Below are 23,105 nucleotides of genomic sequence, written 5' to 3'. Positions count from 1 at the left end.
GGAATTTTCCAAACATGTTAAATAGCTTAAAAAAGCAGAATTTTTTGCTTTTCATTGTTATGGCATCTTTTAGTGGGGCTGTTTCAGCAGAAGAAGCGCCAGTAATTCAAGAAAGTGATTACACATTAGACATGCTAACGATAACCGGCACGCGTGAACGGGCTTATCGCTCAACCGTCGCACCCTCCACTAATAAAAGTGATACCTCAATTAAGGAAACGCCGTTTTCCATTCAAACGGTTACCCGAGAATTAATGGAAGATCGTGGCGTAATTACCCTGGGTGAAGCGTTGCGTTCAGTGCCAGGTGTGACGCCGCAAGTTGGCTGGGGCGGTAGCAATGATCGTTTTCGACTACGTGGCTTTCCGACAAATGCGAACTTGAAAAATGGTTTTCGACGCAGTGCATTTGTACCGGTTGATGAGTTAATCAATATTGAACAAATCGAAGTGCTTAAAGGACCAGCATCAGCATTATATGGCCGTTTCGAGCCGGGCGGTGTGGTAAATCTGGTGACCAAAAAGCCGTTAGATATTGCGCAAACAGAAATCGATTTTACCGCTGGCAGTGAAGATTTTTACCGTGCCACGTTTGATACTACCGGGCCGTTATCCGATAACGTCAGCTATCGGGTGACCGGGGCGTTCCAAGACAGTGGCAGCTTCCGTGACAATCTGGATACGGAATCGCAATTTATTTCGCCGGTGCTAGAATGGCGAATCTCCCCTAAAACCACCTTAAATGCCGAAATGGAACTCGGTCACCGGCAAGGCGGATTTGATCGCGGATTTGGTAGTGATCCGATTTTTCTGACGGTGCCGATTGAAAACAGCTATGCCGAACCTGACGCGAATATTGAAACCAAAAGCGTGCTCGGTTCCGTAGTGGTCGATCATGAATTTGATAATGGCTGGAAACTGCATACCGGCATTCAAGGTTCATGGGCTAGATCCGATGGGCTTTGGTATGCCTATGGATTTGGTGCGCCAGTCGATTACACCGATCCGAGTAATCCAATGGTCAATCGTAGTAAACGACGTAATGTCGATAAACAGGTCGATGCTACCGTGATGGCCGAACTGAGCAATACGTTTAACACCGGTCAGGTCGAGCATCGGGTGCTGATTGGTTCAGATTACAATCACGATTACTGGGATTTTGATGGGTACGCGGATGTCAGTCCGTTTGGTTTCCCAGTGAATATTCCAATTAGCTTATATAACCCACAATATGGTGCCGTATCAGGGCCGTTGACGCATTTTGATTCATCCAAATATTCCAGTCACACGATCGGCGTTTACCTGCAGAATGAAATTAAATTTTCTGAGCAATGGCGTTTGTTATTAGGCTTGCGCTATGACCGCAGCAAGAACAAAGGCTACGCTGAATATTTACCGATTGATGACGCTTTACGCCGTTACGATGATGCGTTTTCACCGCGTGTAGGGGTAACTTGGACGCCTGTAGAAGAAATCTCAGTTTATGCCAGTTGGGCAGAGTCATTCTTAACCGAACCGTTTAGTGGCATGTTACGCAGTGGCACCTTGCCTGCACCATCAAAGGGTGAGCAACTGGAAACCGGCGTGAAATTGAGCTTATTGGATGGCCGTTTAGAACCAACCGTATCGTGGTTTGATATTCGTCGTGAGAATGGGGTTGTTTCGGATCCGCTTGATTGGAATTATTCGATTCAGGTGGGTGAAAAGCGGAGTCGCGGCTGGGAAATTGACATACCTTACGCCATCACCCCGCAATGGCGTTTACTGGCGAACTATACCCAGTTAAAAGCCTATGTCAGTGAAGACAGTGATAGCGGTCTAGAAGGCAACTTGCTGGAAAATGCGCCGCGCCGCAGCGCCAGTATCTGGTCAACCTATGACTTTCTGGGGCAACTGGATGGCTTGAGTGTCGGATTGGGCGCGAACTATGTGGGCGCGCGTCAGGCCAACTCTGCCAATGACTTTAAGCTACCTTCCTATACCCGTTGGGATGCCAATGTGGCTTATCGGTTCGGTGTGGCAGATAAATATAAAGTGCAGTTAACCCTGCATAACCTGACGGATCGTCGTTACTACGATTCAGGTGGTTCATTCGTGCCGACTTTCCCGGGCGCACCAAGAACCCTATTTGCGACATTTGGCATGCGTTTCTAATGAGTTTAACCACGCATCAACTGGAAGTAGGCTATCAACGGACTCGACTTATCGGGCCCGTTGATTTAGCCGTTCAACCCGGTGAATTTGTCTGCTTAATTGGAGCAAACGGCTCAGGAAAGTCGACATTAATTCGAACGTTGGCAGGCATGCAAGTCAGTGTCAGCGGCAGTGTGAATTTGGGTGATGTGGCCATCAGTCAACTCAGTAGTCAGGAACGCGCAAAACGATTAGCCGTAGTGTTAACAGAACGGGTGACGCCGCCATTATTACGCGGTGAAGAGCTGGTAAGTTTCGGTCGTTATCCCTACATCGGCTGGTCGGGCAAACTGGGTGAGGCCGATCATCAAATTATTGCTGACGCCATGGACAAAGCGGATGCAAGCTATCTGGCCCAGCGTTTAGTGTCGGAACTCTCTGACGGAGAACGTCAAAAACTGATGATTGCCAGAGCACTGGCGCAACAACCTGACGTGTTAATTCTGGATGAAGCGACGGCGTTTCTCGATTTACCAAGACGAATCGAAATCATACAGCTGTTACAGGATTTGGCGCATCAACACCAGTTAGCAGTGTTGCTGTCCACCCATGATCTGGACTTGGCACTGCGTTATGCCGATACGTTTTGGCTGATTGATGGCCAGCGACAATTACATATTGGCGGGCCGGAAGATTTAGCCATGAGCGGGACGTTGTCTCTGACCTTCGAAAGTGATGGCTTACAGTTTGATTTGGAAAATGCGGAACTTCGTGTCGGCAGTGAAGGCCACTTTCCCGTCAAACTCACGGGCAGCGGCATTCATTTTGTCTGGGCTAAAAAAGCCTTGTTACGGGCTGGTTGTCGACTAAGTGACAGCGCGCAAGTACGAATCCATAGCGATGCCGGTCAATATCAGCTATCTATTGCTGATGCCCAGCATCAAGCGTTCGACAGCATGGCACAAATGGTCAAAGTCATTAAACGCTTACAAACAGAACCATTGGCCACGCAAGAGACACCAGCCTAATGCGTGCGTTAGTAGGCTTACTTTGGCTGGTTACGTTAACAGCATGTTCACAAATTGATCCGCCAGAACGCGAGTCCTGGCCTGAGCAGACGATCGGGCCTCAATCTCCCACTGCCAATCTCGATAATGCCTGTGTGGCGGATTTTGATCCCAATGTAGATTATTTTCCGAATAAAACGGAATTTGCTTACTCCACCCAACTTTCTGTGGAATACCATCAACATTACAAACGGGTCAGGTTCAAACCCAATGCCAATACCGGTGAGCAAATAGAATTTTTGCTGGTGCAATGTGGCACGCCGCTACCAAAACAAGCCAAGCATGTACCGGTGATTCAAGTGCCGATTCAGCGTTTGATTGCTGGCAACGCCTCGGTATTAGGCGCTTTAGCTGAATTAGACATCGTTGATCGACTTTACGGCACGCATAACACCCGTGGCGTCACGGTGCCTGCGGTGCAACAACGCATTAAACAAGGTTTGGTGCATGACATGTGGGGTTATGGGCATGCCTCGATTGAGCAAGCGATGTCGGTTGAAGCCGATGTCTATTTGAGTTTTTATTCCGCTTATCCGGCCGGCAATATGCATCCTCGATTGTGGGAGCTGGGCGTTACCGCTGTACCGCAAGCCGATCATCATGAAACTCATCCACTCGGTAGAGCAGAATGGATAAAGCTGCTGGCGTTGATGACCAATCGCGAAAACAACGCTGAAGCCATTTTTAATCAACGCGTTGAACGTTATCATGCCTTGCAGGCGTTAGTCGCTGATGTCAGCAACCGACCTAAGGTGATGGCCGGCTATTTATCAAGCCGTGCCAGTTTTGAGACGTTTGCCCAGCAAAATCAAAAAGCCCAATTAATTCGTGATGCAGGGGGCGAGTTTATTTTTGCGCATCAAGGAGCAGGGAGCCTCATTTTTCTGCCATTTGAATCCGTGTATGCCGGTGCCCATCAAGCCGATGTGTGGTTAGGCACGATGACCGGACAAAAAGATAAAAACGCGTTAATTAGCGCGAATCCCTTACATGGCTGGTTTCAGTCAGTGGAAAACGATCAGGTTTATGCGTGGGATCGGGATTACACCGGTGCCTGGGCGTCACCTTTTCAAGACCAAAGCATGACACATCCAGAGCGTCAGTTAGCCGAAGTGATTGCGGTATTACATCCCGAGCGTTTAACGCTGGCTGAACCAGAATGGCAATTCCTACGACAGTTACCCTAGATATGACGATAAAGACGATTTCAACAAGCTCCGTTTTTTCGCCGGCGTTGAGCCGAAAAGCTTTACTGGCTGCGATCAGTTTGTTAACGCTGGCCTTATTTTTTGCTGAACTCACCGTAGGCAGTGTGGCGATTCCGCTTGCTGCCGTCTGGGAAGCGGTATTAACGGGAACCACTGAGGTTAATGCGGCCTGGGCCAATATTATTCTCGAATTTCGATTACCAAGAGCATTAAATGCCTTATTTTCAGGTGCGGCGTTGGGGGTGGCTGGCTTGATGCTACAAACCTTGTTTCGTAATCCACTGGCCGATCCGTATGTGTTAGGCATTGTTCATGGCGCGCGATTGGCTTGTGCTTTGTTAGTGACGTTGACCGGTGTGGTCGGCAACGCGTTTTTATTACGTTACGGTTTGATTGGTGATATTGGCTTAGCCGTCGCGTCGATTTTGGGTTCTTGTGCCATTCTGGGGTTATTGGCATTACTGTCGCGTCGCGTCGGGGTGGTAACACTGCTGATTATGGGCTTGATGATTGGTTATTTTTCGGTCGGATTAATCAGCATGCTGATGCACTTTATTGATGAAAATCAGGCCCAGGCTTTCAAAATTTGGAATGATGCCAGTTTCGCTGGGGCGACCGATCAACAATTACAGATCCTGATTCCCTGTGTGATCGTTGGGCTGATCGCCAGTATCGCGCTGATTAAACCGTTAAACAGTTTATTGTTGGGGGAAAATTATGCGGCATCAATGGGCGTGGCGGTGGGGCGTGTCAAAGCCATAACCTTGATGGTGATTGGTTTGTTATGTGGTGTGGTGACGGCTTTTTGTGGTCCGGTCGCTTTTCTGGGCCTGGTGGCGGCGCAACTGGCGCGGGCATTTATGCGTAGTGCCGATCATCGGATTTTATTACCCGCAGCCGGACTGATTGGCGCCACGTTGGGATTAGCGGCTGATTGGGTGGTGCACATGCCCTGGAGTCGACATGTATTCCATTTAAATGCGGTTATCGGTTTAGTGGGTGCGCCTATCGCGTTATATATGCTGTATCGAACGAAAGCGTTACATCATTCCAGTTAGTAGCGGTTCTATCTAATCTCATCACTCCAGCATAGGCTGGAATCTAACGGGTATAAAAAGCGAAAGATGCCAGAACCAATCTGGCATCTTTGCTGATCATTGAATCAATGCAAACTTAGCCACGTGCCGCTTTAGTGGCTTCCAGTCGGCGTAAAAACTCCCGCATAATATCGTCGTACAATGCCATGCCGAGATAATCGTCTTCGACACCGGCGTCGATGCTCGGATTATCATTGACCTCGATGATAACAATGCGGTTGCCGCTCTGCTTAATATCAATACCATAAAGTCCGTCGCCAACTAATTTGGCCGCCTTGGTGGCGATTTTAAGGACTTTTTCCGGTACTTCTGACACCGGTATGGCCGTGGATTTGCCTGAGGCGGTGCCTTTTTTACTATTATGATTATAGATCTGCCAGTGACCTTTACTCATAAAGTACTGACAGGCGTAGATGGGCTGGTTATTAAACACGCCAATACGCCAGTCATAGTCAGTAAACATAAATTCCTGCAACAGGATAATGGCCGATTGCTGGAAAAAGGCAGCGGCATTGGTTTGCAATTCATCGGCATTGTTGACCTTGATGACCCCTTTGGAAAACGCGCCATCCGGAATTTTCATAACTAACGGAAACGAAGCTGTCTCACACAGTTTTTGTAGCCCGGTCGTATCATTGCGGTAAAGCAGATGCGACTCAGGCATGGGCAACTGATGTTTTTCCAGCAATTCTTTAAGGTAAATCTTGTTGGTGCAGCGAATAATGGAGGTTGGGTCATCGACAACCACCAAGCCTTCACTCTCGGCCCGACGGGCGAATTTATAGGTATGGTTGTCGATAGCCGTCGTTTCACGAATGAACAAGGCATCATATTCAGCCAAACGAATGTAATCTCGCGGCGTAATCAGCTCGACATCAATGCCAATACGTTTACCACTGCTGATAAACCGCTTTAGTGCAGTAGCGTCGCTTGGCGGCATCGTCTCATGCGGGTTATGCAAAATGGCCATGTCATAGCGGTATTGCCGGCGGCGTGAGGGCTTTCGCCACAGTTTATGACTGAATGCATCCAGCGCATTGGCGAATAAATCTTGATCGTGTTCATTAAGCTGGGTCAACGCGCCAGCCCGAATCTGACTGATTAACCAATGGCCTTTATGGGTAAACGCGATTTCCAGAATTGGGCAGGGATATTGCTCGTAAATTTGTCTCGCCAGCTTTTGCAGTGCCTTGAATTCACATTGACCAAAAAAGACGGTGAGTTTGAACTGTGTTTCTGACTGCTTGCCACAGGCCGCAATCACTTTATCCAGCTGGTTGCTGAGCTCACCCAGATCAAAGGCGTAGAGACTTTTACGCGATAAATCATTGATAGTACGCAGACTTGGCATCACACGATGATCACGGGCTTCAGCGACCATTGAGCAGTAATAGCCTGGACTGAGGTAATCGAGGCTGCCGCACAAATTGATGATTTGCGCGCGACCACCAGAAATCACACTCGGGTTTTGCAAGTAATCATCAACGGCGACGACTTGAGCGCTTGGAAAGTAAGGTGCCCAGTCACCAAGATTTTCTACAATTATCAAATGGTTACTCATAAAGTCAGCAGCACGCTCCAGAAAGTGATTAATGCCAATTTGTGCATGATAAAACCAATCGTCCGTTACGCAACAAAAAAATTTTGCAAAGCAGCAGATTGTCTGGTCAAAATCCGACAAAACGCCTATTCTTCGCCAACTTTTTCAGGAGCGTTGATGTCATGTATGCAGATGCTGTTTTGAGCGTGTTTTCCCAACGTTATGCTGAGGCACGTAATACGTTTTTTCGGCTGTCGAGACCAGTTCAGTTGTGGAACGGTTTAACAGTATTGCGCATCCTTTGCGTGGTCCAAAAAATGAAAAACTGTATTGCGATATTGCTTGGGCGGGTAACCCCAAAGCTAAGCATGTACTCGTTTTGGTTTCTGGTCTGCATGGCGTGGAAGGCGGGGTGGGCTCAGCGATTCAGTCTGACTTTATGGGTCGTCACCGACGCTTGCCTGCAGAGGTGTGTGTGATATTGGTCCACGCGATTAATCCCTGGGGATTTGCTTGGGCATCCCGAAGTGACAATGATGGCATCGATATTAATCGAAATTTTGTCGATTTCGCGGCGCCGCTGCCGGATTCAGTTGAAGCGCTTCAGGTTTGGGCAAAACTGAGTCAGCAGGATACCGCAGATATTGGTGGTCAGAGAGCGCTTTTCGACACTTTAAGCCAAGGTCAATATCAGCAGCGTGATGCACTATACTTCGGAGGCGATAAGCCGAGTTGGTCACGAGAAGTCATCGAGCAGCTGGCATTGCAAATTAAGCCAGAAAAACGCGACAGCGTCGTTGTCATCGATATTCATAGTGGCCTCGGCCCCTATGGATATGGTGAATTAATTTGTGATCATCCCCCCGGTAGTAAAGCCACACAAACGGCTCGAAATTTGTTTGGCGCAACGGTGACCGAGCCAGCACTTGGCACATCCAGTTCTGGAATGAAATATGGATTGCATGATTATTTTTGGCATGGTCAGGGAGAGCAGGTCTGTTTCCTGACGCTGGAATACGGCACTTTTGGTAATAGTGAGATGTTACAGGTGTTGTATGCTGACCATCAGTTACAACAAAAAGGGAAGGTGGATTGGTCTGATCAAGCAACCCTGGATATTAAACATGCCTTGCAGGATTATTTTTGCCCGAATGAGACGCAATGGCAGGAATTGGTTTTATTTCGTGGCCGTCAGGTCATTGAAATGGCGCTTGAGGGATTAACGGGCCAGTAGCATGTGCGTAACTGAAAAATCGCTACATATCCGGACCGCAACCTTAGAGGATGTGCCTGCGCTGGTGAATCTGGAGCGGGTGTGTTTTACCTCAGATCGGCTGTCGCCACGCAGTTTTCGCTGGATGATAAATAAAGCCAACGCATTATTATTGCTGGCGGAAAGAAACGATCAGTTAGCTGGTTATGCGTTGATTTTATATGTCAGAGGCACCTCTTTAGGACGTATTTATTCTCTCGCCGTATCGCCTGATTTTCGACAACAAGGGGTTGCTAACCAGCTGATGGTGGCAATAGAAAAAGCGGCGTTGGCAGCAGGCAGAAGTTTTATCCGTCTTGAAGTCAGACCGGACAATGCGGGTGCAATCCGCTTGTATCAAAAATTAGGTTATAAGCACTTTGATGTGGTCAGTGATTTTTATGAAGACCACACTGATGCCATGCGAATGATGAAAGTCTTGCAACCAGAGCCTGATGCCTTGCAAAACCAGGTGGTGCATTACTCTCAAAGTACCGACTTCACCTGTGGCCCTGCCAGTTTGATGATGGCAATGAAAACTTTAGCTGCTGATTGGCCGACCTTGGATCAAACGCTTGAACTGCAAATTTGGCGAGAGGCGACCACCATCTTTATGACATCAGGCCATGGTGGCTGTAGTGCTCAAGGCTTGGCATTGGCCGCGAACCGCAGAGGGTTTGCGACCACACTCATTACCAATAGTGATGACGTGCCGTTTATCAATGGAGTGCGCAGTGATGAGAAAAAACAGGTTATGGCGTGTGTCCATAAAGACTTTATGCAGCAAATTGCGGCATCCAGCATCACCCTCACTTACCAAGGTCTGGATGTCAACGAGCTACGTAATTACCTGAACGACGGTGCGTTAGTGGTGGCCTTGATAAGCTCTTATCGTTTAAATCAAAGCAAATCCCCCCACTGGGTGTTACTGGCCTCCATATCGGACACGTTTGTGTACTTTCATGACCCTGATATTGATTGGGATGATGATAAAACCCTGACGGATAGCTTATATGTGCCTGTGACACACAAAGAATTTAACCGTTTATTGGGTTACGGTCGGCCGCGCTACCAGGCAGCCGTCATATTGAAAGCGCCAAACGCTTGACCTAGTTTTGTTGTAATAGCACGGCCCAGCCTTTGTCCTGCATACAGGCCAGCAAGCCTCGGGTGACGATGCTCAGGTTGGCCTCAGGGGCATGCCCCTCTCCCAATGACGCATTGCAGTCGGCGCTATCGGCAAGCAGTTTTTCTGGACCAGCGCCAACACGCCACCATGAATTAACCGTCAATTTCTCCAACGGATCAACCGGTTTTCCAGCTTCGGGAGCAAGTGCCTTATCAGCAACAGCAATCGTTTTACTTTCACCTCGACTCAAAGGAATCAAGGGCTTATCTGGGCCGACCACTAACCAGCCTTTGTCTTGCAGGCATTTATCTTGTTCAGTCGCTGAGTCAGCGACTTTTTCACAACGCTGCTTTTCTTGCTGAAAGTCGGTTGCCGATGCACCGCGCTTATAGCTGAATTCGCCCCCGCAACCTGACGTCATGGCCATCGCGCCAAGTAAAAATATCCCAATAAGTGATTGTTTTGTATTGATTTCCATGAGTTTGCCTCTGCCAGATATATAGAGTCGGTTAGCAATAGCCTAACGGAAACTGACCAAAACACGACTACGCAATTTGACGTATTTCAGCACGGCACACACCTGACTAGTATGAATCCCGAACCTCATGGTTGATGCGCACCGGAGCGAATTCAACAGCAACTGTTATCAGTAAGTTTTCGGGAGAAAAAGAATGAAAAAAATGAACAAAGTCGCCTATCTGGTCGCGCTGGCTTCGACAACCACGCTTGCTCCGATGGCAACATCACAGGCCGCGGGCACGATTACCTTTGGTGAAGATCAATACATCAGCGTTGGCTTTGGTCTGCGTGGCAGCTATAGCAATATTGAAGACGCGGCAAGTGATGGTGGCAACACCAACGATTTTGAACTGGATAGTGCGCGTTTGTATGTTTCGGGCTCGTTAAATAAATACATCAAAGGGATGTTCAATTCGGAAAAATCCGGTGGCAATGACTCTTTTCAAATTATTGATGCGGCCGGGATATTTCAGTTCACACCAGACATGGCGCTATGGGCGGGTCGATTCTTGTCACCAAGCAGTCGCGCCAACATGGCCGGACCTTACTACACCTCCGGTGACGGCTACTGGGCAAATATTACCGCACGCTATGGCTGGAATGGCGGCACTATCGGTCGCGATGATGGTGTCGCGCTGGTAGCAACGGCATTCGATCAGCGGCTGGCTTACTCATTTGGACTGTTCGAAGCGGACAAAATTTTTGAATTCAGTGGACTCGGTAATGAAGCTGGCCGGGGCGGTAATGCGACCAATCCAAACCAGGATGATGACCTGATGTATGCCGGCCGTCTGCAATATAGCTTTTGGGATAAAGAGCCGGGTTATTACGGCACCGGTAATTATCTTGGCACCAAAGACATATTCACTATTGGTGTGGCAGGTCGTCATAAAGGGGATGGTGCGGCTTCTACAACGGCCGTTGGTGATTATTCCCAGTGGACGGTGGATTTACTGGTAGAGAAAAAACTAGCCGCAGGTGCGGTATCTCTTGAGGCCGCCTACTTCGATTACGACACCGATGATGTGTTTTTGTCTGAGCAGGGCGAAGCTTACTACGTCAGTACGGGCTATATCTTCAACCAAAAAGTGGGTTGGGGCCAGTTCATGCCATTTGTTCGCTACCAGAGCTTTGACTCTGATGCGGGCGAAACAGAGCGTACAGATTTTGGGGTGAACTACTTCATTGATGGTTACAACGCCTCCGTCACTGCGGTTTATCGCGACCTGGAAAGAGAAGGATTGGCAGATCAGGATCAATTCGTCGTTTCAATGCAACTGCAGTTCTAGCTGCCGCTTGAAGATAAGTTGATTTCCCTAGCAGGAGGTAAAGATGAAAACGTTGGTAAAGCTTGATTTAGATAAAAAACCCTGGGAACAAGATGGCCAGATTCATAACCGCTGGCATCCTGACTTACCCATGATTGCCATGGTCAAACCAGGCGATGAATTCAGAGTGGAGTGTATGGACTGGACCGGTGGGCAGATCGGTAATAATGACAGTGCCAATGACATCCGCGATGTTGATTTACAGCAAGTCCATTATTTAAGTGGCCCGATTGGCGTAGAAGGGGCCGAGCCGGGTGACTTAATGGTGGTTGATATTCTGGATGTTGGCACATTTGAAGATTCTCAGTGGGGCTTTAATGCCTTGTTTTCCAGAGAAAATGGCGGTGGTTTTTTAACCGATCATTTTCCAGAAGCCAGAAAGTCAATCTGGGATTTCAGCGGTATCTATGCCAGCTCAAGACATGTGCCAAATGTGAAATTTGCCGGGATTATGCACCCTGGTCTGATTGGCTGCTTGCCATCACGGGAGATGTTGGATGAGTGGAACAAACGCGAAGCGGATTTGATCGCAACTGATCCTGAACGCGTCCCCGCCTTGGCCTTACCGCCAAATGCGCAATCTGCCGTCATGGGTCGACTGAAAGGGGATGAAGCCTCAAAAGCCGCTCAGGAAGGCGCGCGGACGGTCCCACCCAGAGAGCATGGTGGTAACTGTGATATCAAAGATCTGACCAAAGGCTCAAAAATCTATTTTCCGGTTTATGTCAAAGATGGCGGTTTATCGATGGGGGATCTGCATTTCTCCCAAGGTGATGGCGAAATCACTTTTTGTGGTGCCATTGAAATGGCCGGTTATCTGGATATCAAAGTCAGCTTGATCAAAGGCGGGGTGAAGAAGTACGGCATTAAAAATCCGTTATTCAAAAACAGCCCGCTGACACCAACCTATAACGACTTTTTGATGTTTGAAGGGATTTCAGTCGATGAGCAAGGCAAACAGCACTACCTGGATGTGCATGTGGCTTACCGGCAAGCTTGCCTGAATGCCATCGAGTACCTGAAGAAATTTGGTTACACCGGTGAGCAAGCCCTATCGATTCTTGGGACCGCACCCGTGCAGGGACACATTAGCGGGGTAGTCGATATTCCTAATGCCTGCGCTACGTTGTGGATTCCGACAGATATTTTTGATTTTGACATTAATCCGTCAGTGGATGGGCCGCTGCAACTGGTCACGCCAGGCAGTGATTTAAGTAAAGCGTCTTAGCTAAACGGGGAGGGGTGACATGCCTATTTATGATTATCGTTGTGCTACCTGTGGGGAGTTTTCGGCGCTACGCAAGTTGGCACAAGCCAATGAAGACATGATTTGTCCGGAATGTCATGGCAAAGCCAGCCGGATTATTACGGCGCCTTATCTGGCTTTGATGGATAGACCAACACGGGTCGCCAAAGAGCGAAATGAAAAATCAGCGCATGAACCGAAAACCCTGCGACGTTCCAGTTGTGGCTGTTCGGGTACCCACACCTGTTCTGCCAATTCAGCCAAATCTGCTGGTGCAAAAAATGGATTGCAGATGCAAACCAAGAAGACCGCCAGGCCCTGGATGCTTGGACACTAATTTTTAACAAACCAACCTGTAGGGAACAACGTAGTTCACCTTCAATTTCTGATAGGAGATACACGATGAGTTACTTTAGCCGACGAAAATTTTTAGGCAAAACTGGTGCCCTGTTCAGTGCAATGGTGGCTGCCGGATTGATTACCAGTAGCGCGATGGCAGCAGATTACCCTACTGCCGAAGTGAATACCACGGGATTGGCCGTCACTGACGATACCGTCAAAGTCGGTATTTTGCATTCTTTAACTGGCACGATGGCAATCAGTGAAACCGGTGCACAGGAAGCAGAAAAACTGGCGATTAAACAAATCAACGAAAGTGGTGGCATTCTTGGCCGGCAAATTGAAATCATTCAAGAGGATGGCGCGAGTGACTGGCCAACTTTTGCTGAAAAATCGAGAAAGCTGTTAGTGAATGATGATGTTGCTGCTGTGTTCGGATGCTGGACATCGGCATCACGAAAAGCGGCGCTGCCAGTGTTTGAAAAGGAAAATGGTCTGCTCTATTACCCGACTTTTTATGAAGGTCTTGAGCAATCCAAAAATGTTATCTACACCGGCCAGGAAGCGACACAACAAATTCTGGCAGGTTTGGACTGGGTGGCTGAAGAAAAGGATGCCAAAACGTTTTATTTAATTGGCTCTGATTATATCTGGCCACGAACCTCAATGAAGATTGCCCGTACTCATATTGAAAAAGTGTTGGGCGGCAAAGTAGTGGGTGAAGAGTACAAACCATTGGGTGACACCCAGTTTGGTTCGGTAATCAATAAGATTCGTCTGAAAAAACCCGATGTTATTTTTGCGGCAGTAGTCGGTGGCAGTAATGTTGCCTGGTTTAAACAGCTGAATGCCGCTGGTATTACGTCAGACAAACAAACCTTGCTGACGTTATCGGTAACCGAAGACGAAGTATTGGGTATCGGTGGTGAAAACCTGGAAGGCTTTTACTCAGTTATGAAGTATTTCCAGAGTCTGGATAACCCAAACAATGCTGAATTCGTTGCTGCCTTCAAGGAAATGCATGGCGATGACAGTGTCATTGGTGACGTGACTCAAGCGGCTTATCTTGGTCCATGGTTGTGGAAAGCCGCTGTCGAAAAGGCCGGTAGCTTTGATGTCGATAAGGTAGTGGCCGTCTCTGAAGCCGGTGACATCGAACTCGATACGGCGCCAGAAGGCTACGTCAAGTTACATCCTAACCACCATTTGTGGAGTAAAACCCGCATTGGTAAATGGAACAAAGACGGTCAGGCAACCGTGGTCTATGAGTCTGACCTGATTGAACCAAATCCTTTCCCTGAAGGCTACCAATAAGCCTTAACGACTGACTTGGAACAGAGCAGGCTGGCCTCTCGCCAGCCTGCTACCTGAGCCAGATTCACAATCACTAATAACCATTCGGTTCAATGGAAAATGTTTCGGAGTATCCATTATGGGTGAGTATTCAATACAAGAATTGACGTCAATTTTTGCGATGCAGGGCTTTGCCGGGATTAGTCTGTTCAGCGTGTTACTTCTGATGGCACTTGGCTTGGCAATCATCTTTGGGCAAATGGGCGTCATTAATATGGCCCATGGTGAATTTATGGCAATGGGGGCATATACAACCTATTTGCTTTCGGTGATGACCCAAAGCTATTTTCCTGATCTGATGGGATATTACTTTTTCATCGCGATTATCGCGTCCTTTTTTGTCGCCGGACTATTTGGTTATCTCACCGAATTTGTCTTGATAAGGCATCTTTATAAACGGCCACTGGATACCTTGCTTGCGACCTGGGGCTTGAGCCTCATCATGCAACAGTCTTTCCGGTCGATTTTTGGTGCGCGTGAAGTTAGCCCCACATTACCCGACTGGCTAATGGGATCGTGGATGCCAACAGATTCTATTTTCATCCCAATTAATGGCATGTTTGTTCTTGGCCTGACAACTATCGTCACCATTGGGGTGTTTCTCTTGATGTATCGCTCAACCTGGGGGTTGAACGTGCGTGCGACAACGCAAAACCGTGTCATGAGTGGCGCCGTGGGTATCAATACCAAACAGGTTGACAGGCTGACCTTTGCCCTTGGCTGCGGTATTGCGGGGGTTGCTGGCGCCGCATTTACCACTATTGCATCGACTGGCCCGACATCCGGTTCTTTGTACATCGTTGATACCTTTATGGTGGTTGTTTTTGGTGGCGCAGCCAGCTTGTTTGGCACCATTGCCTCAGCCTTTACTATCGCCCAGGCACAATCAATTCTGGAATTCTTCATCAGTGGTTCCATGGCCAAAGTCTTTACCTTGCTGGCCCTCGTCATCATTTTGATGATGCGCCCTGAAGGCTTGTTCTCAATCAAAGTTCGTAAATAATCAGCAGGAGATAAAAGATGAATTTTGTCTATGAACGACTGTTAGGTGGTAAGCGTGGTGCCCTGGCAATAGGTATTCTCGCTGTACTGATTCTGGTGATTTTGCCACTGGCGCTGGATCTGTTTCGGTTAAATCTGGTTGGTAAGTATCTGACCTATGCTTTTGCCGCAATCAGCTTGGTCTTGCTCTGGGGGTATGGTGGTATTTTGAGCTTGGGTCAAGGTATTTTCTTTGGTCTTGGTGGTTATGCCATGGCCATGTTTTTAAAACTGGAAGCATCAGACCCGGAAAGCACCAAGATCCAGACAACGCCAGGTATTCCGGACTTTATGGATTGGAATCAGCTCTATGAATTACCTTGGTTCTGGGTTCCGTTTGAAAGCTTTACTTTTACCTTGATTGCGATTCTCGTGGTACCGGCAGTATTTGCTTTTATCATTGGTTATTCGATGTTCAAGCGCCGGGTGGGGGGGGTCTATTTTGCCATCATTACCCAGGTCATTGCCGTTATCCTGACAGTACTGATTGTCGGTCAACAGGGCTATACCGGCGGTATTAACGGTATCACCGACCTGCGAACCTTGAATGGCTGGGATATTCGAACGGATTCAGCGAAATATCTGCTGTACTTCTTGAACGCCATTTTGCTGTTGGGCGCTATTATGCTCGGCAAGTTCATCCTGACCAGCAAGTTCGGTCAGCTGTTGCTTGCCATGAAAGATAAAGAAGATCGCGTTCGGTTCTCCGGATATGACGTGTCTAACTTTAAGATCTTTATCTTTTGTATCTCTGCGGTGATTGCCGCGATTGGTGGCGCCATGTTTACCTTGCAGGTCGGTTTCATGTCACCCTCGTTTGTCGGTATCGTCCCGTCAATAGAAATGGTTATCTTTGCCGCAGTAGGTGGCCGCATGTCATTGATCGGCGTGGTTTACGGCACGCTGCTGGTGAATGCGGGTAAAACAACCTTTTCCGAAACTTTCCCCGAATTATGGTTATTCCTGATGGGCGGCCTGTTTATTGCGGTAGTCATGTTCTTCCCGAACGGTCTGGCAGGGATTTGGAATAAATATGCCCCGAAAGTCCCTTTTTTACGGGCATTTTTTACTAACTCAGAGCAAGTCGAAACGGAAAAAACTCAACCAAAACAGGTTGCGTCTGAACCCACTACAGAGGGAGCCAAATAATGACGACCACAACAGATTTCCTGTTAGCGATTGAAGATCTGACGGTGTCCTTTGATGGCTTTAGAGCTGTCGACAGCTTGACGATGTATATTGATAAAAACGAGCTTCGTGTTGTCATTGGTCCCAATGGCGCGGGTAAAACGACGTTGCTGGATTTGATCTGCGGTAAAACCAAGTGCAGCTCTGGCTCCATTAGTTTTAAAAACAAAGAAATGACTAAAATGGCCGAGCATGAAATCGTGCGTTCGGGCATTGGACGTAAGTTTCAGACACCGTCCATTTACGAAAATCTGACGGTTTACCAAAACCTGGAAGTTTCCTACCCGGAAGGGCGAGGGGTGTTTGGTAGTTTGTTTTTCAAGACGACCGATGCCGTCACGCAACGCGTTCATGATGTGGCAAGAGAAATTCAATTGGAGCGTTTTCTTGATACGGAAGCCGCCATTCTCAGTCATGGACAAAAACAATGGCTCGAAATCGGCATGTTGCTCATGCAAGACCCGGAGCTATTGATGCTCGATGAGCCAGTTGCCGGCATGAGCGCCAAGGAACGGGACGAAACTGCTGAGTTACTAAATCGAATTTGCGAAAACCGCTCGGTTATTGTCATCGAACATGACATGGAATTTGTTAAGAAAATCGCCCGTAAAGTCACTGTGCTTCACCAAGGAAAAATTTTGGCGGAAGGGTCAATGGACAAAGTTCAGGCGGATGAAAAAGTTATTGAAGTCTATCTTGGACATTAATTTGAAGCGGAGAGTCTCGCCATGTTTGAAGTAGAAAATTTGCAGGTCAGTTACGGTCAAAGTCAGGTGATACATGACATCAGCTTCAAAGCCGACAAAAACGAAACGTTGGCGATTATGGGCCGAAATGGTATGGGTAAAACCACCTTGTTTAAATCGTTGATGGGCATTTTACCCAGTCAGGCCAGTAAAGTGCGTGTTGCTGATACCGAGGTTGCGGCACTTGAAAGTCATAAACGTGTTGCCAGTGGTATTGCTTACGTCCCGCAAGGTCGCATGATTTTTCCAACGCTGACGGTGCAGGAAAATATTGAAACCGGGTTGCAGGTATCAAAAATGAAGTCGATTCCCGATGAAATTTTTGCTTTGTTTCCCGTGTTGCATGATATGCGCCATCGCAAAGGTGGCAATCTGTCTGGTGGTCAGCAGCAGCAATTAGCTATTGCCCGCGCCTTGGTAACCAATCCGAAGGTGTTGTTGTTGGATGAGCCCACAGAGGGTATCCAGCCATCTATCATTAAAGATATCGCTAAGGTATTGAATGAAATACGTAAAATGCGGGAAATTACCATCATTGTCTCCGAGCAGGTGCTCAGTTTTACCATGGAGATTGCTGATCGGATCATTGTGATTGAAAAAGGCAAGTTTATTCATGAAGATCGACGTGAGAATGTCGATGCTGCCATGATTAAAAAATTCCTGACCGTTTAGGTGAAAGAGTCTTGGTGGTTTGCTATGTTGCGGTCTATACGAGATCAAGGAGTTGCTCAATTTAATCATGCGCACCGAGCCTGCTTTATTACCAACGAAAGCTAATCATACTGTTACCAACCAGGCGATGGCTGGCTGGGATGCCAGCCTAAGCCTAAATTTTGCAAAGCGTGCAGATCAGACGATATTGGCACGCCGTCAACATCGTGGTCCTCTGGTGGTGCAAAAAATGCTCTATCCTGAAGGCTCAGATCTCGCGCACGGGGTTATTGTTCATCCGCCTGGTGGGGTTGCGGGTGGCGATAAACTGCAATTATCAACCCAAATGCAACCACATACGGCAGCTTTGCTTACCACGCCGGGTGCGACGAAATGGTATAAATCTGCCGGTCGTCAGGCAAGTCAACACATTAATTTTTCATTGAAGACCGCCAGTTTGTTGGAATGGTTACCGCAAGAAAATATTGTCTTTGATGCAGCTGAGGTGAGATTAGAAACACAAGTTCAGTTATGTGAATCTGCTGTTTTTGCCGGCTGGGAAGTGGTTTGTTTAGGACGCCAGGCCAGTGGTGAATATTGGCATCAGGGGCGTTTTCAGCAACGATTACAAATTAAACGCGACAAACGGCTAATCTGGAATGAGTCAGCAGTTATTCGGCCAAGTAGCCGTGTTCGTATGGCATTAGCCGGGTTGGACAGTCGGCCAGTCTTTGGCAGCTTTGTGGTTGCCGCAGGTGAAGTCCCATCTGACGTCTTACAGGCTTGTCGTGATATTGTGCCCAAGCGTTCAGCCGATTATGGCGTCTCGGCATTGCCAGAAGTGTTTACAGCGAGATATATGGGCGTTTGTGCTCAGGATGCAAAACACTATTTTGATGGTTTGTGGCAGGTATTACGTCCTTGGTATGCTGCTCGACCAGCGATTCGCCCTCGTATCTGGGCTACTTGAAAATGAAGGCTGATTCACAATGGAACTGACGCCAAGAGAAAAAGATAAATTATTAATTTTTACTGCGGCACTAGTGGCTGAGCGGCGCAAAAATCGCGGCCTGAAATTAAATTATCCAGAAGCCGTTGCTTATATATCAGCGGCGATTATGGAAGGGGCGCGGGATGGGCAGACGGTTGCCGAGCTGATGGATTATGGCGCAACCTTGTTGTCGCGGGAGGATGTCATGGCAGGGATTGCTGACATGTTGCCTGAAATTCAGGTTGAGGCCACTTTCCCTGATGGCACCAAGCTGGTCACGGTTCACAACCCGATAGTATGAGGTAGCAACATGATACCCGGAGAAATGCGCGTAAAAACAGGCAAACTACCGATGAATGTGGGGCGACAGTGCGTCACTATCGATGTTGCCAATAGTGGCGATCGACCGGTTCAAGTTGGCTCACATTATCATTTTTATGAGGTGAATACGGCCTTACAGTTTGATCGTCAGCAAGCCTATGGATTTCGATTAAATATTGCCCCGGGAACGGCAGTGCGTTTTGAGCCCGGCCAGACGCGGACGGTGGAGTTAGTTGCTTTAGCTGGATTACGACATGTCTATGGTTTTGCTGGCAAGGTAATGGGGGCTTTGTCATGAGTCTGGAAATTGATCGGCAGGCCTATGCCGAAATGTTTGGTCCAACGGTTGGTGACAAAATTCGATTGGCCGATACCGATCTTTGGATAGAAGTTGAGCAGGATATGACCACGCATGGTGAGGAGGTCAAGTTCGGTGGGGGTAAAGTCATTCGCGATGGCATGGGACAGTCACAATTGCCTGCTGCAGAAGTCGCCGATACCGTTATAACCAATGCGTTAATCATCGATGCGATAACTGGCATCATCAAGGCCGATGTCGCTATTAAAGATGGCCATATCTGGGCGATTGGTAAAGCAGGTAATCCGGATATTCAGCCGGATGTCACGATTCCAATCGGGGCTGGGACCGAAATTATTGCCGGTGAAGGCATGATTTTGACCGCAGGCGGCATCGATAGTCATATTCACTGGATTTGCCCACAACAAATTGAAGAAGCGCTGATGTCTGGTGTCACCACCATGCTGGGTGGCGGAACCGGGCCGGCTACCGGCACTTATGCAACGACTTGTACGCCAGGTCCTTGGCATATTCATCGCATGCTCGAAGCCGCTGAAGCCTTTCCGATGAATTTGGGGTTTTTTGGTAAGGGTAATGTATCTCAACCGCAACCTGCCAAGGAGCAAGTTGAGGCCGGTGTTATTGGTTTGAAATTGCATGAGGACTGGGGAACAACGCCAGCCGCTATTGATACTTGCTTGTCGGTTGCCGATGAGATGGATATTCAAGTTGCGATTCACTCAGATACGTTGAACGAATCCGGCTTTGTCGAAACAACACTGGCCGCCTTCAAGGGGCGGACAATTCACACCTTTCACACCGAAGGTGCTGGCGGCGGCCATGCCCCGGATATTATTAAAGCGATAAGTTCGCCGAACGTATTGCCTTCTTCAACCAACCCGACTCGACCCTTTACCGTCAATACGCTAGATGAGCATCTGGATATGCTGATGGTTTGCCATCATCTGGATCCGGCTATTGCGGAGGATGTGGCTTTTGCTGAATCACGGATTCGTCGAGAAACCATTGCTGCGGAAGATATTTTGCACGATACGGGGGCTTTTTCGATGATGTCTTCGGACTCGCAAGCGATGGGGCGGGTTGGTGAGGTGATTATTCGAACTTGGCAGACGGCACATAAAATGAAATTACAGCGTGGCGCGCTGGCGCAAGATGCGCAACGTGGTGAAGGCGACGCCGATAATTTTCGTATCAAACGGTACATTGCCAAATATACGATTAACCCCGCAATAACCCATGGTATCGCACATAAAGTTGGTTCAATTGAGCCCGGTAAATTTGCTGACTTAGTCTTGTGGCGACCGGCTTTTTTTGGCGTCAAGCCCAGTCTGATTTTGAAGGGCGGTATGATTGCTGCGGCGGCAATGGGGGACCCGAATGCTTCGATTCCAACGCCACAGCCAGTTCATTATCGCCCTATGTTTGGCAGTTTTGGCAAAGCTGTTCAATCATCATTGACCTTTATTTCTGAAGCCGCGCTGCACAATCCGGCTGTACAGGGGTTACAGTTGCAAAAACCATTAATTGCCGTCAAAAACTGTCGTAATATCAGCAAAAAAGACATGGTATTAAATGATGCAACACCGCATGTTTCCGTTGATCCGGAGACTTATCAGGTACTTGCCGATGGTGATTTACTGATCTGCGAACCCGCGACAGAGCTGCCGATGGCGCAGCGTTATTTTTTGTTTTAGTAAGGAAAGCCATGTTATCGGTAACAACCAAGCTGGTGGCCGCACAACCTGAGATGACGGTTGATGATGTCGCAACGTTATCCTACGATTTACGTCAAAAAAGCCGAATCAGAGTGACCTTGGAATCAGGCTCAGAAGCCGCTTTTTACCTGAAACGCGGCACCATATTGCGGGGTGGGGATTTTTTGCAGGCAGAGTCGGGTGAGGTGATCGCGGTTGTTGCTGCGGATCAGGCTGTGATGCGCGTCACGGCAAAAACCCCACAAGCACTCGCTCAGGCTGCGTATCACTTGGGTAACCGACATGTGCCACTGGAAATTGGTTCGGGCTGGCTGAAGCTGGAGCAAGATAGCGTTTTGCAGGATATGCTGATTGGTTTGGGTGTTCAGGTCGAATTGATGCAGGCGCCGTTTGAACCCGAGTCCGGTGCCTATTCTGGTGGTGTTCATCACCATCATGATGATGGGCATCACCATTCTCATGGCCACCATTCCCATTCGTAATGTCTGCTTCGCTTTCACGACTGTTACAGCTTGCCAGTCCCATGCTGCCGGTTGGTGCATATAGCTATTCTCAAGGACTGGAGTGGGCGATTGAAACGGCGGTGGTGAAAGATGTCCGTTCTGCTTCAACATGGATAGAAGATGTCTTATCAGTTTATTACGCCAACTTTGAGTTACCGGTGTTACTCAGGTTATATCAAGCATGGCAACATCAAAACCTTGAAGCTATTCAATATTGGGATGCTTTTTATCAGGCGGGTCGAGACAGTCGTGAAGCCTTAGCGGAAACTCAGCAAATGGCCTATTCTTTATTAAGATTACAAGATGAACTGGCAACCTGGCCGGCGCCCATTTGCGCATTAACAAAACAGCTCAAACAACCAGCATTTCCAACGATTTTCAGCCTGACCGCATATGATTGGGCTATTTCGCAGCAACACACACTGCACGCTTATGCCTGGTCTTTTTTAGAAAACCAGGTCAGCGCCATCATGAAGGCTGTGCCACTTGGACAAGTTGCCGGCCAGCGCATTTTGTCTGAGCTTGGCCAGATCATCCCGACCTTGATAACCGAAGCCATGCAATTACCGGAGGATGAGATTCACAATTTTTGTCCGGCGTTAAGTATCGCTGGTTGTCGGCATGAAACGCAGTATTCAAGATTATTCCGTTCCTGATAAGAGAGATGACACCACAATGAAAGAACCATTGCGAGTGGGTATCGGTGGCCCGGTTGGGTCTGGTAAAACCGCATTAACATTAGCGCTCTGTAAGCATTTGCGCGACAAATACAATATTGCTGTGGTAACCAATGATATTTATACCAAGGAAGATGCCGAGTTTTTAACACGTAACGAAGCTTTAACAGCAGATCGTATTATTGGTGTGGAAACAGGCGGCTGCCCGCATACCGCGATTCGAGAAGATGCCTCGATGAATCTTGAGGCGGTGGCTCAGTTGAGTCAGCGGTTTGATCCCTTGGATATTGTTTTTGTCGAAAGCGGTGGCGACAATCTGGCGGCGACGTTTAGTCCAGAACTCTCTGATCTGACTATTTATGTGATTGATGTGTCTGCGGGTGAAAAGATTCCCCGTAAGGGAGGCCCAGGTATTACTAAATCAGACTTATTGATTATTAATAAAACAGATTTAGCGCCATTAGTCGGTGCCTCACTGGAGGTGATGGACCGTGATGCAAAACGAATGCGAGGCGAGCGTCCTTTTGTGTTTAGTAACCTGAAAAAAGAACAGGGTCTGGATAACATTATTGCCTTTATTGAAAAGCAAGGTTTAATGTTGGGTTAGAGAGAGCAGACTTGTCCGCGCACAAAGCGATGCGATTGCTAGCAAAACAGAGCAATGATGTTCAATACGTTATATTGCGTAGATAATGGTATAGCGACATGCGTTACTATGAGTCGATACCTAAAAATGATAACGA

At 48.0% G+C, this 23,105-nt stretch carries 23 protein-coding genes; 21 read left to right on the top strand and 2 right to left on the bottom strand.

Annotation, left to right across the window (positions count from 1 at the left end; all coding sequences use genetic code 11):
* The first annotated feature begins 14 nt into the window (after nt 1-14).
* Genes Q7C_RS09130 through Q7C_RS09115 form a run of 4 tightly spaced genes read left to right on the top strand, consistent with a single transcriptional unit; the run spans nt 15 to nt 5,465 of the window.
* Nucleotides 15-2,153 carry a TonB-dependent siderophore receptor gene (locus Q7C_RS09130; RefSeq protein ID WP_014704458.1) on the top strand — a complete coding sequence of 713 codons (2,139 nt, stop codon included), beginning with the start codon at nt 15-17 and terminating at the stop codon, nt 2,151-2,153.
* Nucleotides 2,153-3,160: an ABC transporter ATP-binding protein gene (locus tag Q7C_RS09125; protein WP_014704457.1), complete on the top strand. Its 1,008-nt coding sequence runs from the start codon at nt 2,153-2,155 to the stop codon at nt 3,158-3,160. The genes Q7C_RS09130 and Q7C_RS09125 overlap by 1 nt, the downstream gene beginning before the upstream one ends.
* Nucleotides 3,160-4,386: an ABC transporter substrate-binding protein gene (locus Q7C_RS09120; protein ID WP_014704456.1), complete on the top strand. Its 1,227-nt coding sequence runs from the start codon at nt 3,160-3,162 to the stop codon at nt 4,384-4,386. Before Q7C_RS09125 ends, Q7C_RS09120 begins: the two co-directional genes overlap by 1 nt.
* A complete protein-coding gene (locus Q7C_RS09115) occupies nt 4,359-5,465 on the top strand; it encodes a FecCD family ABC transporter permease (protein WP_202946503.1) in 1,107 nt (368 codons plus the stop codon). Before Q7C_RS09120 ends, Q7C_RS09115 begins: the two co-directional genes overlap by 28 nt.
* Nucleotides 5,466-5,580: 115 nt before the next feature.
* Here the strand turns inward: Q7C_RS09115 and Q7C_RS09110 are convergent, their stop codons facing one another.
* Entirely contained in the window at nt 5,581-7,065 is a 1,485-nt protein-coding gene (locus Q7C_RS09110) for a RimK family protein (RefSeq protein WP_014704454.1), read from the bottom strand.
* A 250-nt stretch (nt 7,066-7,315) separates the two neighbouring features.
* On the opposite strand from Q7C_RS09110, the gene Q7C_RS09105 reads away from it, so the two are divergent.
* Entirely contained in the window at nt 7,316-8,278 is a 963-nt protein-coding gene (locus tag Q7C_RS09105) for a DUF2817 domain-containing protein (RefSeq protein WP_014704452.1), read from the top strand.
* A gap of 1 nt (nt 8,279) precedes the next feature.
* A complete protein-coding gene (locus Q7C_RS09100) occupies nt 8,280-9,404 on the top strand; it encodes a GNAT family N-acetyltransferase/peptidase C39 family protein (RefSeq protein WP_014704451.1) in 1,125 nt (374 codons plus the stop codon).
* A 1-nt stretch (nt 9,405) separates the two neighbouring features.
* Here Q7C_RS09100 and Q7C_RS13345 read toward each other — a convergent pair whose 3' ends face one another.
* Entirely contained in the window at nt 9,406-9,903 is a 498-nt protein-coding gene (locus Q7C_RS13345) for a hypothetical protein (RefSeq protein WP_014704450.1), read from the bottom strand.
* Between the two features lie 193 nt (nt 9,904-10,096).
* On the opposite strand from Q7C_RS13345, the gene Q7C_RS09090 reads away from it, so the two are divergent.
* The 15 genes from Q7C_RS09090 (at nt 10,097) to ureG (ending at nt 22,969) form a co-directional block, all read left to right on the top strand.
* Nucleotides 10,097-11,233, top strand: coding sequence for a porin family protein (locus tag Q7C_RS09090; protein WP_014704449.1), 1,137 nt, complete (start codon nt 10,097-10,099; stop codon nt 11,231-11,233).
* 43 nt (nt 11,234-11,276) lie between these two features.
* Nucleotides 11,277-12,500, top strand: a complete 1,224-nt coding sequence (gene fmdA / locus Q7C_RS09085; RefSeq protein WP_014704448.1) for a formamidase — start codon at nt 11,277-11,279, stop codon at nt 12,498-12,500.
* Between the two features lie 19 nt (nt 12,501-12,519).
* The gene (locus Q7C_RS09080) at nt 12,520-12,855 is read left to right on the top strand and encodes an FmdB family zinc ribbon protein (RefSeq protein ID WP_014704447.1); all 336 of its coding nucleotides are present in this window, start codon (nt 12,520-12,522) and stop codon (nt 12,853-12,855) included.
* Nucleotides 12,856-12,920: 65 nt separating this feature from the next.
* Entirely contained in the window at nt 12,921-14,171 is a 1,251-nt protein-coding gene (gene urtA, locus Q7C_RS09075; RefSeq protein WP_014704446.1) for an urea ABC transporter substrate-binding protein, read from the top strand.
* 118 nt (nt 14,172-14,289) lie between these two features.
* The gene (urtB, locus tag Q7C_RS09070) at nt 14,290-15,213 is read left to right on the top strand and encodes an urea ABC transporter permease subunit UrtB (protein WP_014704445.1); all 924 of its coding nucleotides are present in this window, start codon (nt 14,290-14,292) and stop codon (nt 15,211-15,213) included.
* Between the two features lie 17 nt (nt 15,214-15,230).
* The gene (gene urtC / locus Q7C_RS09065; RefSeq protein ID WP_014704444.1) at nt 15,231-16,400 is read left to right on the top strand and encodes an urea ABC transporter permease subunit UrtC; all 1,170 of its coding nucleotides are present in this window, start codon (nt 15,231-15,233) and stop codon (nt 16,398-16,400) included.
* Nucleotides 16,400-17,146 (top strand): urea ABC transporter ATP-binding protein UrtD, encoded by a 747-nt coding sequence (urtD, locus tag Q7C_RS09060; RefSeq protein WP_014704443.1) that lies wholly within the window; start codon nt 16,400-16,402, stop codon nt 17,144-17,146. The genes urtC and urtD overlap by 1 nt, the downstream gene beginning before the upstream one ends.
* Nucleotides 17,147-17,167: 21 nt before the next feature.
* A complete protein-coding gene (urtE, locus tag Q7C_RS09055) occupies nt 17,168-17,857 on the top strand; it encodes an urea ABC transporter ATP-binding subunit UrtE (protein ID WP_014704442.1) in 690 nt (229 codons plus the stop codon).
* Between the two features lie 67 nt (nt 17,858-17,924).
* The gene (locus Q7C_RS09050; protein WP_014704441.1) at nt 17,925-18,806 is read left to right on the top strand and encodes an urease accessory protein UreD; all 882 of its coding nucleotides are present in this window, start codon (nt 17,925-17,927) and stop codon (nt 18,804-18,806) included.
* A gap of 19 nt (nt 18,807-18,825) precedes the next feature.
* The gene (gene ureA / locus Q7C_RS09045; RefSeq protein ID WP_014704440.1) at nt 18,826-19,128 is read left to right on the top strand and encodes an urease subunit gamma; all 303 of its coding nucleotides are present in this window, start codon (nt 18,826-18,828) and stop codon (nt 19,126-19,128) included.
* 9 nt (nt 19,129-19,137) lie between these two features.
* Complete coding sequence (locus Q7C_RS09040) at nt 19,138-19,446, top strand: urease subunit beta (RefSeq protein WP_014704439.1); 309 nt, start codon at nt 19,138-19,140, stop codon at nt 19,444-19,446.
* Nucleotides 19,443-21,161: an urease subunit alpha gene (gene ureC, locus Q7C_RS09035; RefSeq protein WP_014704438.1), complete on the top strand. Its 1,719-nt coding sequence runs from the start codon at nt 19,443-19,445 to the stop codon at nt 21,159-21,161. The genes Q7C_RS09040 and ureC overlap by 4 nt, the downstream gene beginning before the upstream one ends.
* Nucleotides 21,162-21,172: 11 nt before the next feature.
* Nucleotides 21,173-21,664 (top strand): urease accessory protein UreE, encoded by a 492-nt coding sequence (gene ureE / locus Q7C_RS09030; RefSeq protein WP_014704437.1) that lies wholly within the window; start codon nt 21,173-21,175, stop codon nt 21,662-21,664.
* Nucleotides 21,664-22,341, top strand: a complete 678-nt coding sequence (locus Q7C_RS09025) for an urease accessory protein UreF (protein ID WP_041366686.1) — start codon at nt 21,664-21,666, stop codon at nt 22,339-22,341. The genes ureE and Q7C_RS09025 overlap by 1 nt, the downstream gene beginning before the upstream one ends.
* A 19-nt stretch (nt 22,342-22,360) precedes the next feature.
* Complete coding sequence (ureG, locus tag Q7C_RS09020; RefSeq protein ID WP_151194820.1) at nt 22,361-22,969, top strand: urease accessory protein UreG; 609 nt, start codon at nt 22,361-22,363, stop codon at nt 22,967-22,969.
* Nucleotides 22,970-23,105 lie beyond the last annotated feature (136 nt).

Origin of the sequence: Methylophaga frappieri, from assembly GCF_000260965.1 — a bacterium.
In the GTDB taxonomy this organism is placed as follows: Bacteria; Pseudomonadota; Gammaproteobacteria; order Nitrosococcales; family Methylophagaceae; genus Methylophaga; species Methylophaga frappieri.
This window is presented reverse-complemented; position numbering and strand designations above follow the sequence as displayed.